Consider the following 14,183-nt stretch of genomic DNA (forward strand, 5'->3'; position numbering starts at 1 on the left):
TTGCCCTCACGAGGAGGCGAAACATCACCGGTGTTGATGCCGGCTCCGCTTCGACTGAGTGGTCTGAACGCCAACGCGGCGGTCATCCCAACCTACCCTGGCCGGAAATCTCGTCAACGACGGCTTTCCTCCTTGGTTAAGGTCGGAAAGCCGGCGCCATGCCGGGACGCCGCTAGGCCTCCGGGATGGAATCAGATACGGCCGTGAGGTTGCACTCAAGCTCCGGGACGATGATGGCCAGACGACCGCCAAGGCCGCGCGCACCCCGTCAGACCAGCATCCTCCGACAGATGCCGCCATTGCAGGTCGATGTCGCCACGCTCCTGGAATGGGGCCGGATCTGGCGGAGCGACGTCGGAACTCCGACCGCCGCTGGTGTCCCTAAGGCCAAGGCCGTGAATAGCTTCGACAAGAAGCAGGGCATGGACTTCGGCATGGTATTCGACACCGCGTTCGCGAATGCGCTTGCGGCGATGCTGGGCGACATCCCGGTGGTCGATCCGGTCAACGACAGCCTGCTCCCGCCACCGGAACATCCGAACTCGGTCGAGAAGGGCAAGACGCGCATCGTCGGCGGCATTCGACCCCAGAACTATGACGCCGCCTATCGTCCGGATGGGCCGCGCGTCGTTTACGATTCCAAGAGCCTGAACGAGGCCAGCAGCATCCGGAAAAACTGGCAGAACATGATCAACGACCTCGCGACCGAGGCGTCGACCGTGCACACCAGGTTTCCCTACTGCATCGTGGCGTTCGTCGTTGCCCTGCCGCGTCCGGCCCTGCAGCAGGCCCAGGAACGCGCGCTTATCCGCACCCTCGAACGCCTCGGGTCGCGCGACGACGAACTCGATCAGCATCACCTGGCCGAGGCCATCGCGATGTGCGTCTGGGACCCGGACACCGGGCTGATCGACCAGAACGTCCCGCCCCGCGATAGCCCGCTCCGCATCGAGGAGATGCCCCGTCGGATCTATCCGGCCTATCTCGACCGCTACAAGAACCTCCCCCCGCATGAGGCGGAGGAGGAGCAGGAGGCGGCGGAGATCGCCGAGGACGAGGAGCTCGATGTCCCGGTGCCGCCGCCGGGGGGCTGAGATTTAGGGTTAAAACACGATATGAAGACCAGGGGCAATCTCGTCACCGAGCGCGCTGGCGTAAACTATGCGCGCACCATAGTCGAAAGCGCGGGCTCGTTTTTTAAGGAGATCAATCTCCAGCACGATGTCGGCCAGGACGCTACCATCGTATTAGTGGTGGACGGGGTAGTCCGCCCCCGAGAGATCGCGCTCCAAATTAAGTCAGGCGACAGCTATGTAACGACAGATCACTGTCGTATTCCAGCGAAATCTGCTCATATTTATTATTGGGCAAACCATGACTTGCTTACTATTGGTGTCGTCTATGATCCAGGCGAGGCATCTGCTTACTGGATCGATTTACAAGCCGCCTCCCGCCATCATCGCCAGTCCACGCCTAAGACTGGAACGACATTCACATTTGCCAAATCGGCCTGGAACCGATTTGATGCCGTCCAATTTTCGAACATTCTCGTGCCCACGCTCCTCGGTGAGGCGCCGATCATTCCACTCAACACACTTTGCGAGTGGATCAATGATACAGACCCAGAAACACATGGCCTTGGAGCACGTGTACTTCGAGCCCGGCACCGAGATAAAGCACCTGCATGGAAGTGCCTGTTAGAAGCCTATCGAAACCGGCCTCTCGAACAACTAACTATTGATACGCCGATTTCTTTCGCCATGCTGCTCGGGCACGACGACATCGGCTATCACTCCGGAGATATTCCGAATGATGTGAGGCGTAGTGCAGTATCTGCCGTGCTAAAGTTCGGCGCCGACGAGATAGCCAAGGCTCTTGCGCTATTGCCGGAGTGCGATTTTCAACGGCCCAGTCTCGGTTACAGCCTTATGCCGCTTTGGGGAATGACGAAAGACTCGCTATCCGTGCTACGGCAAATCGCGGATGAAGAGCGCTATGGCGACGAAGTCCGGGAGCGCGCTACGCTGCTGCTTGCTTGGCATCGCCATGATCCAGACGAATGGCGGTTTTGGCGGCGCGATGATCCCGAGCGGCACTGGTAGCGGAGCGCAACCTTGCTTCTTGGTTCCGAGAGCAAATCTGTTGCGCCGGCCATCTACCTTTGGCGCCGCGGTTCATGGGAACGATATCTCACATATCTCAGTCGAGAATCGGGCCAGCGGGGCCTCGTTTACTTCTGCTTCCCCGAGCGCCCGGAGAGCAGCGAACGTCCGAGAGGTGTCGCGAGCAGAGCTGCAATGTGAAGCAGCTTGAGTTCAGATTCTAGGCTTTCGCTCTTGCTGCCCGTCCGCGAGCAAATCGACGCCCGCGCATCCGGTCCCATGCGCCTTTAAGGGTCTCGCAGTCCGTCGCCGACAGGCCCATGGCGCCGCGAAGGACGAGGCGATCATTCTCCACGAGCACGTCGTTCAGCTTGCCGGCACGCACCAAGCGGTCGCACTCGTCCAAGGGCAGGGCTGCGGCGATGGCCTCGGCATCCGGGACCAGCAGCCGCTCCGCCTCGGTCGGTTCAAGCTCAAGGACGCCCCCACCGTAGCTCCGCCCTTCGATCTCGGCCGAGGCCGCCGACAGATGGGTGAAGGTTCCGGCGACCAGCATACCCGGATCGACCGTCCTGGACCTTACGCGGTGGATCGTATCGGTCGCCGTCGCGCCGGCGCCGTTCAGGACCATCCGCGGGAAGTCGTGGATCTGGCGGAAGAGGAACGCATCCGGGGACCACAGGCTCGGGACGTGGAACCACGGCTTCCGAATGCTGCACTTGTACCCGAGATGGACGTCGGCCGCCTCGCCGACGGCGACGTACGCGGCGGCGGCGCTCCCAGGGGGAAGGCCGGCCAAGCCCGCTCGGATGTCGACCAGATGGACGCGCTCGTCATCCGCATCGAGGGCCGCCCAATCGTCCTTCGATAGGCTGGCACCACGCAGGTGCGCCGACCGCGACACCAGTTTGCAGACGTGCTTCTTGAGCTTCCTGGACGCGACCTCGCTGCGTCGCAGGACGAAGTGCGCGTTCGCTCCCGTGACGATTCCCACATCGACGTCGGCCAGGGTGCCGAGGTTCACGATGCGCGGGTGGTCGCGCAGATCCCGCAGCAGGCCGATCTCTTGTGCGGACAGGAAGTACTTGAGCCATTTTTCCTTGTCGCCTCGGACGTCCTTCTCCTCGCTCTTGGACAGGAGGTCGATGGGATCGGACGAGAGCAGGTCCTTGACGGTCGCGGCCTCGGTGACGGCAACCCGGCACACGTTGGTCGGCGACCGTTCCGCGAGGGCGCCGTCGGCCATGAGCAGGACGACCTCCTGCTCCGCACCGTGGAAGAAGAGCTCGTTGCAGGCGACGATGTCGATGTGCCGAAATTTGGCGGTCAGATAGCTGCGCAATTGCGCGGCATAGGTGACCTGCAGCAGTTCGGCCGGGATGACCATGGCGAGGCGTCCGCCGGGACGAAGGGCCTCGGCGGAGGCGACGACGAACGGCACCCAAATGTTCGTGAGCCTGTTGGGCTTGAAGTCGAGACGCTCCATCATGGCCATCGCGCGCCCACGTGCCGGCTCGGGGAACGACTGGTATCGAATGAACGGGGGGTTGCCGACGACGGCATGGAACGCGGGCTCCTGGCACCCGTCCCACCATGCAAAGAAGTCGTTCTCCACGACCGCCTTGGCCGCGCCCTTGCCGAGGCTCACTGCCAAGCCGTCTCTCGCCTTCGCTGCTTCGTCGGCGACGAGCTCGACGGCGGTCACCTGCTTAGCCGCGGTGGTGGCACTCGCCTTGAGGGTCCGCAGTCGCGCGGCGGCGGCGGTCGCGATGGCCCCGGCCCCGCAACTCGGTTCGAGGACCGTGTCGCCCTTGTCACGGATGGCCCAGGCGCACAGCCATTCGGCCACCGGCGACGGCGTGTAGTACCCACCACGCAACTTGTCCGCGCTCAGCGCGGCATACCGACCCTTCGGATCGGACGCCGGGGTGGTTGCGGGGAACATGAAGTTCATCTGTCGTCGTTTCCGGCCAGGATCGGCATGATGCGCCTTCTCTCTGAAGAAATTTAACCCGAACAAACAGGGGCCATGCTGCGGCCGCCGGGTCAATCGGTAAGCCAAGGCTCCAGATCGGATCCAAAGAATTGTGACGCATCTGCCGCGCGTCGTGCGGGGCCGGGTGGCCAGTCAACAACGACCCGCGATGAGGGCGAATGGCTCGAATGCGAACAATTCTGGAAACCGGGCAGCAACCGCGATTACCATCGGCCCTGGCAACTGAGCGTGGCGGTAACCCGCACCGCCCAGGATCTCGCCCCGACGACGGAGGGCGGGCTATGCCGGTGATGGACGAGGACGACATCGACGACATGCGGCGCGTGGCACTCGCTCACGGTCGAATCCCGCTCTCATGGGATGCAAAAGCCCAGGCGCGGCAGATCGCTAGGTTCGACGTGTTCTGCCGCAAGGTCCGGATACGGACGGACAGCCCCGACTGGATGGTCAACCTGGCGCTCAGCGCCCGGCTGCGTCACGCCGCGGCGAAGGGCCGGAACTGGGCGGCCGCGGTCCAGCGGCTGGCCGGTCCGCGGCTGGACGCGATTTGGCTCGCGCATCACGCTGCCCGCCGGCTCGTCGAACTCGCGCGGCCCAAGCACGCCGACCTGCGCGAGGCCGACCCGAGGTACGCCCGCTTCCACCTAGCCCTCATGATCGAGGACGAGGCCCGGCCGCCGCGGCGCGCCCCGAAGGCCCAGGCAGCCTAGTGGACCATATCCGACATTTGGTATCGTTCGCTATGGGTGGTTTTCGGACTTCAAGCGGTGGGCTCCGGAATGTCCGGTCTGCACGCAACAGCGGATCTCCGTGCCTAGCTGGAGCATATTGCTTTCGGCATGGTCTGGCAGAATGCGGTCGGTCCGGAAATCCCGCCGCCTTTGGCGTAAGCCGAAGTGTCCGGTTGTTTTTCTCACCATTCGCCCACCCGGTAGCCTGTTGCCGCTACGCGCGTGATCACGGATGTCGGAACGGGGCTGCGCGCTGAATGGTACCTGGCAGCGATCGCCTCGGCAAAGTACCCAAGACTGCAAGGATATGGCACCAACTGCACTGCCATGGCAGCATCCCGCTTGATAGTGCCAGAGGGGTAATTCGACGGTGGATGTTGCATGGGGCGATGCGGCCGAGGACAGCACGGCCGGCTTGGATATCGCCGGGGTCAGGGGGCTCGATCAGCAGATGGAGGCCTCGCTTGTCAACGGCATCACGACCGTCTCGCAGCGAGGGCGATACATAACCATCCTGCCTTGGGCGGTCGCGGAGTTCTTCTCGTCCGAGTCCGCAGCCGGAGAGGCAAGCTACTCGCAAGACCGCTTCGCCGCGTTCCTGCGCCGTATCGAGTTCCTCGTGCTGGCCTGCACGACAGTCGACGCGGGCGAGGGCGCGTCCGGAGCCATCGGTAGGCAGACGTTCGAGAGCCAGATGGAGGCGCTCGCAGCCGGCGAGGTCGTGTCCTTCCCGGCGACAGGGGGTGGCGCCATGCTTGGCACCTACTTCGGCCCGTGCCGCGCCGTGGGGCTGCTCACGAACCCACCGGCAGGCTCGGCCGTTCCGATCGCCGTGACTACGCGCGGGAGCGCCGTGTGGGAGATCCGCCGAAAGGCGCTCAACGGCACGGCGTGGAGAGCGGTCGCATCGGCCGAAGGTATCGGACGGGAGGATGCGCGCGCCCTCGCCGCTCACTTCTCGCTAAAGTCACTGACAACCTCGCCTAACGAGCGCGCCGCGTTACAGAGCGCATTATTGGAGCCGTGGCACCCTCATGAAGGCCCCGGGCGGGTTGCCGACGCGTACTGCCGCTTCGCGCAGACCGTCGATTGGCTGCGCGCCGGAAGCGGGCCTGGGCCGATACGCGCGGATGCACTGCTGGCCGCGGCATGGCGCCGTGCCGCGACCGGCGCGAGTGCCGATCTGGTTGACCTCGCTTGGGCTGAGTACGAGTGGCGCTGCCGCCTGCATTTCGCGATCGAGCTGATGCTGAGCGCGGTGTCGGCGGCGGTCGACGCGCAAGGAGAGGCTACTGTCTCGGAGCTGATCGCCGCGTGGCTGGCGGAGGCGGATCTGCCCGCTCGACTCGTGGTCGCCTGGCCGAGGGCCGGCGAGGCAGGCGCCATGTCCGGCGTCGACGCACGGGGAAGTGTCCCGCCGGAACTGTGGCTCGGCGAAGCCATCCCAAGCGACCTCGGATCGCTCCGCCCGCACGCGCGGGCCCTCGCCGCCTTCGCGCTCGTCGCCGCGCTGGCTGCCCAAAGCGCGGACCTTCGGGCCACGGGGCGCTTCGCCGACCGGCAGGCCGTCGGCGAGCGCGCGCTCGCGTGCGTCGCCGCCGCAGACATACGTCCCTTCGCCGAGACGCTAAAGTCGTTGGCCGCGGTCGCGATCGAAGCACATCTCGCGACGACCTTCCGGAAGATGGGCGGCCGCCAGAAGTGCTCACTCCGCTTCTTCCCCGAAGGGCCGAAACTGCTGGCGACGAGGAGGCCGACGAGCCCCGGCCGGAGCGGCACGCGGCTGTGGAACGCGATCAAAATGCTCCAGGACGCAGGCGTACCCGGCCTCGGGGCCGTATCGTGAGGCGGAACGTCCTGGGTTGGCTGACCGGCAAGGTTCCCGACGCGCTGCACGCCTTGGTCCTGACCCACAATATCGACTTCCTCTTCTTGCAATCCGTAATGGCGCCAATGCTCCGCCGAGCGGGCGATCCGCGGCTCGTCGTGTTCGCCGACGCGGCCTGCGCATCCCAGGCGTTCGCCGCCCAATCCGGCCTGCTCGACGGCCTCGGCGACCGGTACCGCGTCGTGCCCGTCGACCTCGGGAGTGCGAGGCGCTTCCACCCGAAGGCGCTCTTGCTCTCCGGTCGGGCCGGGGCGTCGCTGGCGGTGGGCAGCGGGAACCTCACTCATGGGGGGATGTCCGCCAATCACGAGGCGTGGGCGTTCGCCGCGACGGATGGCGAGGGCGCGTCGCTTATCGCTGCGCTGCGCGACTACGTAACCTCCCTGCTTCCGCGGCTGCCGCTTTCGGAACCGCTCAGCGACTGGCTAGGGGCGGTGTTCGACCGCGAACAGGCCTGGGCCGCGGAGCTGCCGGCGCCGGCGGGTCTCGTCGGCTCGCCCGCGGCGAGTAACCTCCTTGAGCAGATAGCGGCCCATGTCCACGAGCCGGTGCGTGCGGTCGAGGTGCTCGCTCCCTATCACGACGATCGCGGGGCCGCCCTTGCAGCCGTCGCGCGAAGATTCGCGGCGCCGGTAACATGCTGGATCCAGCCTGGCAGGGCCGGCCTATCGCGCGCCGCGGCGGAGGAGTTGCCCGCGACCGTCACCCTGAAATCCATAGATTGCGAGCAGGACCGGCGCCCCAGCTTCATCCACGCCAAAGTCTTGGCCTTGCGGGGCGACGCTCGGACGGTCCTGGCCGTCGGCAGCGCCAACTGCTCGCAGGCCGCGCTCCTCGCCGAGGGCTCATGGGGCAACGCCGAGCTGATGGCGGTCGAGGCGGTCAGGCATGAAGTCGCGGAAGCGCTGTTCGCCGGGCTAGTGCGGAGCGATGTTCCCCCGCCGCTGCCGGAGTCGCCTCCTTCAGAGGGCTGGGATATCCCGGCCGATGCGCCGCTCCGGATACTCGCTGCACGGTTCGAGGCCGGCCGGCTGCGGATCGCCTATCGCGGCCCTATGGGGGTTGATCGCGTCCGGGTCGTGCTGTCCGGATCGGCCCAGCGCGCGACCGAGCTTGACCCCGCGGCCGGCGTCGTGGCCTTCGATGTCCCTTTAAGGCCGAGGACGGTATCGATCGAGGCCCTCGCGCCGGACGGAACGACACTTGTCAGCGCCGAGGCATGGGTCGACGACGAGGCGAGCCTCTCGGCTCCTGCGACGCTCCGGCGCGTTATCCAGCGCCTTCGTGACGAGGGCGATGCGGCTTGGCTGCCGAGCCGCACGTTCCGCGACGTGCTCGAGCTGTTCAGGGACTACGTCTGCGATCCGCAAGCCGCCCGGCGGCACTTCGAGCGGGCGCCGCCGCGCAGGGGCGCCGCCCAGCCTTACGATCCCCTGGACGCCTTCTCGGAGGAATTCGGGCGCCCTTCGGCGCGGGCTGCCAGCGATCACGCCGAGACAGCTGCCGCCGACCTTCTCTCCATCGTCGAGGCGCTGTTCGCGGTCGGCGGGGCAGCCGGCGATCCTCCCGCAGCGCCTTCAGACTTGGGCGACGCCGACGGCGAAGAGCCGGATGCCGAAGCCGCAGAGCAGCAATTACTCGGTCAACGCCCCCCCGCGCCAGACGAGCGCGAGGGCGTTCGGCTGCGACGCGCCCTGTCCGCGATGGAGCAGGCGCTGCGAGCGCCGGCCTTCGTGGAGACGCGGACGCCTGCATTGCTCGGGGCCGACCTAGCCATGGCGGCCGTCCTCCTCGTCAAAGGGCTCGCCACCGGGCTTTTGGAGCCGAGCGACTATCGACGCGCCACCCGAGGCCTGTGGAGCACCCTATTCTTCGGGGGCGGCGATGCCCCTGGAACGCTCACCACTCGAATTGGCTCCATCGCGGCCCCGGACAGGGACGCGTTCATGGCGGCGCTATGCTCTCCGCGGCTGTCGGCCGCCCTCGCCCTCTGGAGCGCGACAGAGTGGGCGGCCGAGGATGCCGACGCGCTCTGGTTCCGTCTCTCGGCCGCGGTGTTCCACCAAGCGCATCCATCGCTCTTCGGCGGCGGGTCGGCCGAGTCCGTGCTGGCCGAGCTCGACCGGTGGGCGTCGAGACTTCTGCCCCCCAACGACCGCCTCGCCGCCACCCGCGCTTGGCTCGGCACGGTCAGGGCGGGTGAGGCGTTGCGCCTGTTGTCGGACGCGATAGGGGCATGTCCCGATGCCGAACTCCGCTCCGCCACAAGCTCCGAGCGAGTGGAGCCCTCAACCTTGGTGTGGGTACACGGCCGCCTAGGCTTCCCGACGGCTCCCGCCACCCGCGGTGCGAAATCGAAGGTCCACGTCCAATTCTTGGGGCAACAGACGCCGAAGCCCTACCGGACGAACTTTCTCGTGCCCATCCGCGACGTCCTGCAGGCTGGCGTGCTCACGCTGCCTCCGATGGTCGCCGACGAGGTCGGCAAGCTCTCGGAAGCCGCGGTGGCCGCAAGATCGGACCTTCGGAGCGGGCAAGCCTAACTTCCGGGTTGGGTCGAATTCGGACGCGGCCAGAGGGTACCAAGCGTCAGATTTCCTCCACTAGGCGGTTCGGCTCGCCCCCCCCCCCAGGGTTAACGGGTAGAATGCGACTGATCCCGGAAACCGGGCGGCAACCGCGATCCCCACTGGCCCCGGCTCCTAAGCGTGGCGGTCACTTCCGTGGCTCAGCTTGCCTCCCATCAAACGAGGGAGAGCAGCAATGGAAATGGATTTCGAGACGCAGGTCGCCGTCGCCCGCATCGAGGCCGCCGAGGCCCGCAACACCGAACTGAACCGCCTGATGGACGGGGTCGTCAAGGACGGCAACAAGCCAAACGGTCTCTTCATCGAGACGGTGGAGATGAGCTTTGCCTAGTATACGGCCAACGACGCCCGGCTCGCCCTGAACGCCGTCTACGACGACGTTCGTGTCGCCCCCGACTTCCCCCCGCAGCACGTGCTCAACGTCCTCAACCGCCGGCTCCAAGTGACCGAGATCGAAGACTGGTGCGAGCAACTGCGGGGGAAGGGCGGTCCGCGGGTCAAGCCGGGCTGGCTCCGGGATCAGGTCACCTGGGGCCTAGTCCACAAGGATCGGCCCCTCGATCCCAAGGTGTTGCAGGCGGCGGTGCTAATGGATGCCGACCGACCCGTCTCTAGGATCAAGAGCGGCCTGCTCGCGGCGTGACCTGGAACGGGTCACGGGAGCAGATGCATGCGGCTCCCGTGACCGCCACGGACGGAGCCACGAGCCCTAATCCCGAGTCGCCGACAACCCCGCCGGAGAACCTCCGAGTGGGGCCGAAACGCGCGTATCTGTCCCCATAAATGTCCCCCTAAAATGGGAGTGGGTCCCGCAGGTCGAAGCTACAGAGGGAAAAGGTGGTGGGCCCGGCAGGACTCGAACCTGCAACCAGACCGTTATGAGCGGTCGGCTCTAACCATTGAGCTACAGGCCCCACGCCTATCCCGTAAAAGGAAAGAGGGGGCTTCGTCCAGCCGTGGGGAGTCCGAAGATCACGGATTTTCGCTGGTTGGCCCTCTCCTGTCATTGCGCGATCGAGGCGTGCGGTATCCGTTCCGGGCAGCCTGTTTATGCCGGACGGTTCAGATATTGACGGGTGGTGTAGAGCCGGATCGGCTTTTGTCGTCCTGTCAGCGAAGCTCCAGACGCCGACCGTCGCTGGTCGAGATTCATCCCTCGGCAACCGGCAGGCCCTCCGACATATGCGCAGCGATGCGCTTCGGGCTGTCGGGTCGAATACGGGGCACAGCGGTGTTGGGTGAGAATGGAGACTCCCATGGGGCAAGGTCGTCTTCGCGTTAAGGTCATGTTAACCCTGGGCCGACGATCGTTCCCGGACGGACCAGGGGTCTGCCGATCCGATTGAGGAGCCGATGGGCCGCACGATCCTCGCTTGCCGGCTCGCCGCTTCATCTCTCGCCTGCACTCTTGCAGGATCGCCCGTTCTGGCCCAGGAACCGCTCCTCCTGAGAATCAGGCCTCCCGACGCCGCTCCGGCCGAGATCGGCGCCAGCGGGGGAATGCCATCGGCGGAGGAAGTGGCACGGGCCCGGGCCGCTCGCGAAGCGGTGTGGGAGCGAGCCGACCGCCGCGCCCGCATCGCGATCGCCTCCGTCTGCAGCGGCTGTCTGCAGCCGGAGCGGCCGGCGCGGCCCAATCCTCAACCGCGCCCGGAGGACGCCGTCGTCCGGACGCAGACGACACCGCCCGCCGCCGACACGGCTCCGGCCCACACACTCGCCCAGACATCCACGAGCCAGACAGGTATTCCATGACCCAGTCGCACCCCACCAGCGGCGCCGAGCCGGATCCCGCCTGCCCGGTCTCCCTCGACCTGCTCGGAGCGGTCTACCGTGCCGAGCCCGAGGACCTGCCCGAGATCCTCGCCGAAATCCCCCCCACCACTCGCGCCAAGCTTGCCGTCTATCTCTACGGCAAGAGCCACATGCATCAGCTCGGCCTCTCTGTCGCCCGAGCCTGCGAGCGGGACGACCTCGTGCGTGTCGCGGGCGAGATCGGCTCGGTGGTCCATGGCCAGGCGCAGATAAAATCCGCACGGCCTGCGGCTCCGAACCCCGCCGCCCCGCCGCCGCCCCGCAAGATCAGCCTCGGCGGCGGTTCGGCCCCGAAGAAGATCAGCCTCGGCGGGTCCTCCGCGAAGTCGCGCTCCTTCGATTGAGACGCGCTCACGGAATCGTGCATCCGTGACGTCGGTTCGACCGAGCCGCCCGTTTCGACCATGGCGAGCCGCGTGGCATAAGCGCGGCCATTGCGCCCATCGGCGTGGAGAGGACTGACATGTTCGGTGCGTGGTGGAAGCTCGGCATGGACGCGACCCTGCTCGCGATGGAATCGCAGCAGGTGATCGGCCTTCGTCTCGCGAAGCTCTCCCTGGGCGGTCCGGCCGCGCAGATCGAGGCTCAGCGTATGGTCAGCGAGAAGATCATGGCGGCCGGCGAGGCGGCCATGATGATCGCGACCGGGGTCTCTACGCAGAAGGTGGTCACGGGATACCGCCGAAAGGTCCGCGCCAACGCGCGACGCCTCTCGCAAGCCTGAGACGCCCTGGCCGCGGGGTGACATTAACCGAGCATTAACCAACCTCCGCTTCCATCGGGGCCACCACCCACGAGGAGAGCGCGAATGAATCCCTTCGAGCAGCTGGTGCGCGAGCGCGCCTATGACATTTGGGAAAGCGAGGGCCGAGTGTTCGGCCGCGCCGAGGATCACTGGCTGACGGCCGAGGCCGAGTTGCGCGCGGCGAGCCTTTCCGCACCGGTCTACGTTCAGCCCGTGACCGCCGATCTCAGCCTGGCACCGAGCCCGGCCAAGACCCTGAAACCCCGCGCCTCGCGGAGCACCGCCGCCAAGGCCGTCACCGAGAAGGCCGTGGTCCAGGCGTCCGAGACCGCGCCGCGCCAGACCAGGACGGCCAGCGTTAAATCGTCTTCGGCCAAGGCTGCTTCTGCCAAAACACCGGCCGCGCCCAAGGCGCCCAAGACCGCCTCGACCAAAACTGCCGCGACCAAGACCGCATCGAACAAGACTGCATCGAGCTCCACGGCGACGAAACCGCTCCGCGCCACGAAGCCGCGCGCCGTGGCGCCGATGGAATCCGCCGCGACCGTGCATTGACGGCAAGCGGATCCGCTCAAGCCCGCCGCCCCTCGCCGGGCGTCGGGCTTCTTTTTTGTACCTTGTGATTCAGGCGGCGCGCCGTCGCTCGCTCCAGCACAAGAGCGCGGCCGCCACCATGGCGAGCGCGAGCAGGACAACGTTGAACGCTGCCACAGCCGGCCAAGCCCCGGCTGTTCAGAACCATCCGCCGGCCGAACCAAGGCAGCTCGAACCGAGATAGTCAATGCGAAGGTACAGGGACGCCGCATGGCCCTTGGACCCGGCCGCCATCCGGTCGACCCAGCCGCTCGCCACCGAACGCGCCACGAAGAACCCGACCGTGACCGCCACAAAGCCGGCGATCATGCCGGGAAGCGAGGGCAGCAGCGTGAGGGCGATGCCCACCGCCATGATCAGGATCCCCGAGGCGAGGACGGAACCACGACCGAACAGGTCCGCCCGGGAGCCTGCCGTCGAGGATGACATCACACCGAACAGGAAGACGGCGAAGACCAGACTGATCTGGGCCTGGTTGAGGCCGTAGGGCAGGGCACTCAGCCGGAACGTCAGGTCGTTGAAGGTCGCGACGAAGACGCCGAGAACAAGGAACCCGGTGGCGAAGAGCAGCGGCAGGCCGGGATGACGCAGGTGACAGGCCCAGGCTCCCAGATGGTAGGCCGTGTTGATGCCCGAACGCCTGATGAAACGGACCATGTCGAGCGCGGCATTTGGGTCGGGGAAATGCCGAGAGCGTAGGGACAGGTCGGGCAGAACCAATGGAGATCCTCTCCGTTCTGGTCCGCCCTTCCCATGGCGCAGCGATGGGACGGGCGGAACGTCGCGACAACCTTTGCTGTTATAGGATCACGTGATCGATTCGCGCCGGATCCCGGCCAGTGCTTCCGAGGCCTGTGATGAAGACCGCCTTTTCCGCCTTGCTCGCCCTGACGATGATGGCGGCTCCCTTTGCCGCGGAGGCCGGCTCCGGTCCCTATCGGGATCGTCCGGTGGTGCGGGACATCGACTCCACCGGTGGCATCACCGTGGGTGGCCGGGCGCCGTGGAACCAGGCCTGGGAATACGATTCCGGCAGCGATAACGACCGCCGGCCGGAACTGCCCTATTATCAGCAGGGCCGTGGCCAGCAGACCGGCGGGCCGGCACGCAACCTCTTGCCCGATGATGGTCTCCACATTGTCCCGCGCTGAGGGTCCAGTCTGGAACCGCTCTGCAAGCCACACATGACACAAATGCGTCCGAACCGGCTGCCGGCTATGAATAGTCGGCGAAAGGGACTGGCGGAGGCGGACGTCTTCGCGTAGCGAACCGCCCGGGGAAAAGTGATCCCGAGCGACGGAACGCAGACCATGGCGCATCAGGCCCAGTCGAGCTTCGATTCTCAGCGTCCTTATGAGCGGATGGCGCTCCAGGACCAGGTCGAGGCCGCAGTTCAAGACGGCACGACCCCGATCAGCCGGCTTCTTCGGCTGATGTTCGCCGTCGATGCAGACGCTACGGCCAACGAGAACCTGCGCCTGCGCCTGCGGGCGCGTATCGGCGCACCGCGCAGCGTCTGATCGTCGGCGGACGTAGCCTATCGTCGCCGACGTGCGGCGCGTGGCTGGGAACGCGCCATGCAGGTCATGTAGATCTGCCGGCCGACCGCGTAGAGCCCAATCCCACCCGGATCGGGCGTGACGAACACCTTCGCACGCGCCTCGTTACGGCAGGCTGCATCCTGCTGGCTCTTGATCGGGGCCTCTGCTCGAGCCTGCGAGACC

15 protein-coding genes and 1 tRNA gene are annotated in these 14,183 nt (G+C 66.3%); 13 read left to right on the forward strand and 3 right to left on the reverse strand.

Features of this window, described 5'->3' with window-relative positions:
* The first annotated feature begins 290 nt into the window (after positions 1-290).
* Both ACYQR9_RS15400 and ACYQR9_RS15405 read left to right on the forward strand, forming a co-directional pair.
* The gene (locus ACYQR9_RS15400; protein WP_461227122.1) at positions 291-1,094 is read left to right on the forward strand and encodes a hypothetical protein; all 804 of its coding nucleotides are present in this window, start codon (positions 291-293) and stop codon (positions 1,092-1,094) included.
* 21 nt (positions 1,095-1,115) lie between these two features.
* On the forward strand, positions 1,116-2,102 hold the full coding sequence (locus ACYQR9_RS15405; protein ID WP_461227124.1) for a DUF4365 domain-containing protein: 987 nt from the start codon (positions 1,116-1,118) through the stop codon (positions 2,100-2,102).
* Positions 2,103-2,322: 220 nt separating this feature from the next.
* Here the strand turns inward: ACYQR9_RS15405 and ACYQR9_RS15410 are convergent, their stop codons facing one another.
* Positions 2,323-4,164 (reverse strand): Eco57I restriction-modification methylase domain-containing protein, encoded by a 1,842-nt coding sequence (locus ACYQR9_RS15410; RefSeq protein WP_461227126.1) that lies wholly within the window; start codon positions 4,162-4,164, stop codon positions 2,323-2,325.
* 215 nt (positions 4,165-4,379) lie between these two features.
* On the opposite strand from ACYQR9_RS15410, the gene ACYQR9_RS15415 reads away from it, so the two are divergent.
* The 5 genes from ACYQR9_RS15415 to ACYQR9_RS15435 all read left to right on the forward strand — a co-directional run bounded on the left by ACYQR9_RS15415 (position 4,380) and on the right by ACYQR9_RS15435 (position 9,948).
* The gene (locus tag ACYQR9_RS15415; RefSeq protein WP_461227128.1) at positions 4,380-4,808 is read left to right on the forward strand and encodes a hypothetical protein; all 429 of its coding nucleotides are present in this window, start codon (positions 4,380-4,382) and stop codon (positions 4,806-4,808) included.
* Between the two features lie 391 nt (positions 4,809-5,199).
* Positions 5,200-6,675, forward strand: a complete 1,476-nt coding sequence (locus tag ACYQR9_RS15420) for a hypothetical protein (protein WP_461227130.1) — start codon at positions 5,200-5,202, stop codon at positions 6,673-6,675.
* On the forward strand, positions 6,672-9,260 hold the full coding sequence (locus ACYQR9_RS15425) for a hypothetical protein (RefSeq protein ID WP_461227132.1): 2,589 nt from the start codon (positions 6,672-6,674) through the stop codon (positions 9,258-9,260). The genes ACYQR9_RS15420 and ACYQR9_RS15425 overlap by 4 nt, the downstream gene beginning before the upstream one ends.
* Before the next feature lie 220 nt (positions 9,261-9,480).
* On the forward strand, positions 9,481-9,636 hold the full coding sequence (locus tag ACYQR9_RS15430) for a hypothetical protein (protein WP_461227134.1): 156 nt from the start codon (positions 9,481-9,483) through the stop codon (positions 9,634-9,636).
* An 81-nt stretch (positions 9,637-9,717) separates the two neighbouring features.
* The gene (locus ACYQR9_RS15435) at positions 9,718-9,948 is read left to right on the forward strand and encodes a hypothetical protein (RefSeq protein ID WP_461227136.1); all 231 of its coding nucleotides are present in this window, start codon (positions 9,718-9,720) and stop codon (positions 9,946-9,948) included.
* Positions 9,949-10,143: 195 nt separating this feature from the next.
* On the opposite strand, the gene ACYQR9_RS15440 is transcribed toward ACYQR9_RS15435, so the two are convergent.
* Positions 10,144-10,219: transfer RNA gene (locus ACYQR9_RS15440), tRNA-Ile, on the reverse strand.
* A 439-nt stretch (positions 10,220-10,658) separates the two neighbouring features.
* On the opposite strand from ACYQR9_RS15440, the gene ACYQR9_RS15445 reads away from it, so the two are divergent.
* The 4 genes from ACYQR9_RS15445 (at position 10,659) to ACYQR9_RS15460 (ending at position 12,420) form a co-directional block, all read left to right on the forward strand.
* On the forward strand, positions 10,659-11,060 hold the full coding sequence (locus ACYQR9_RS15445; protein WP_311274380.1) for a hypothetical protein: 402 nt from the start codon (positions 10,659-10,661) through the stop codon (positions 11,058-11,060).
* Positions 11,057-11,464, forward strand: coding sequence for a hypothetical protein (locus ACYQR9_RS15450; protein ID WP_461227138.1), 408 nt, complete (start codon positions 11,057-11,059; stop codon positions 11,462-11,464). Before ACYQR9_RS15445 ends, ACYQR9_RS15450 begins: the two co-directional genes overlap by 4 nt.
* A gap of 119 nt (positions 11,465-11,583) precedes the next feature.
* Positions 11,584-11,844: a hypothetical protein gene (locus tag ACYQR9_RS15455; RefSeq protein ID WP_056433811.1), complete on the forward strand. Its 261-nt coding sequence runs from the start codon at positions 11,584-11,586 to the stop codon at positions 11,842-11,844.
* A gap of 84 nt (positions 11,845-11,928) precedes the next feature.
* Entirely contained in the window at positions 11,929-12,420 is a 492-nt protein-coding gene (locus ACYQR9_RS15460; RefSeq protein WP_461227140.1) for a DUF2934 domain-containing protein, read from the forward strand.
* A 177-nt stretch (positions 12,421-12,597) separates the two neighbouring features.
* Here the strand turns inward: ACYQR9_RS15460 and ACYQR9_RS15465 are convergent, their stop codons facing one another.
* Positions 12,598-13,116, reverse strand: coding sequence for an MFS transporter (locus ACYQR9_RS15465; RefSeq protein WP_461227142.1), 519 nt, complete (start codon positions 13,114-13,116; stop codon positions 12,598-12,600).
* A 200-nt stretch (positions 13,117-13,316) separates the two neighbouring features.
* Here ACYQR9_RS15465 and ACYQR9_RS15470 point away from each other — a divergent pair, with 200 nt between their 5' ends.
* Both ACYQR9_RS15470 and ACYQR9_RS15475 read left to right on the forward strand, forming a co-directional pair.
* Positions 13,317-13,610: a hypothetical protein gene (locus tag ACYQR9_RS15470; protein WP_461227144.1), complete on the forward strand. Its 294-nt coding sequence runs from the start codon at positions 13,317-13,319 to the stop codon at positions 13,608-13,610.
* Positions 13,611-13,742: 132 nt separating this feature from the next.
* Positions 13,743-13,979, forward strand: a complete 237-nt coding sequence (locus tag ACYQR9_RS15475; RefSeq protein WP_461227146.1) for a hypothetical protein — start codon at positions 13,743-13,745, stop codon at positions 13,977-13,979.
* Positions 13,980-14,183 lie beyond the last annotated feature (204 nt).

The organism is Methylobacterium sp. CM6241 (genome assembly GCF_054817845.1).

What these genes read in the sequence shown, in the direction of transcription:
- ACYQR9_RS15470 (WP_461227144.1), top strand. Translation starts at nt 13,317, where the DNA reads ATGAAGACCGCCTTTTCCGCCTTGCTCGCCCTGACGATGATGGCGGCT.
- ACYQR9_RS15400 (WP_461227122.1), top strand. Translation starts at nt 291, where the DNA reads ATGCCGCCATTGCAGGTCGATGTCGCCACGCTCCTGGAATGGGGCCGG.
- ACYQR9_RS15455 (WP_056433811.1), top strand. Translation starts at nt 11,584, where the DNA reads ATGTTCGGTGCGTGGTGGAAGCTCGGCATGGACGCGACCCTGCTCGCG.
- ACYQR9_RS15465 (WP_461227142.1), bottom strand. Translation starts at nt 13,116, where the DNA reads ATGGTCCGTTTCATCAGGCGTTCGGGCATCAACACGGCCTACCATCTG.
- ACYQR9_RS15430 (WP_461227134.1), top strand. Translation starts at nt 9,481, where the DNA reads ATGGAAATGGATTTCGAGACGCAGGTCGCCGTCGCCCGCATCGAGGCC.
- ACYQR9_RS15450 (WP_461227138.1), top strand. Translation starts at nt 11,057, where the DNA reads ATGACCCAGTCGCACCCCACCAGCGGCGCCGAGCCGGATCCCGCCTGC.
- ACYQR9_RS15405 (WP_461227124.1), top strand. Translation starts at nt 1,116, where the DNA reads ATGAAGACCAGGGGCAATCTCGTCACCGAGCGCGCTGGCGTAAACTAT.
- ACYQR9_RS15460 (WP_461227140.1), top strand. Translation starts at nt 11,929, where the DNA reads ATGAATCCCTTCGAGCAGCTGGTGCGCGAGCGCGCCTATGACATTTGG.
- ACYQR9_RS15445 (WP_311274380.1), top strand. Translation starts at nt 10,659, where the DNA reads ATGGGCCGCACGATCCTCGCTTGCCGGCTCGCCGCTTCATCTCTCGCC.
- ACYQR9_RS15415 (WP_461227128.1), top strand. Translation starts at nt 4,380, where the DNA reads ATGCCGGTGATGGACGAGGACGACATCGACGACATGCGGCGCGTGGCA.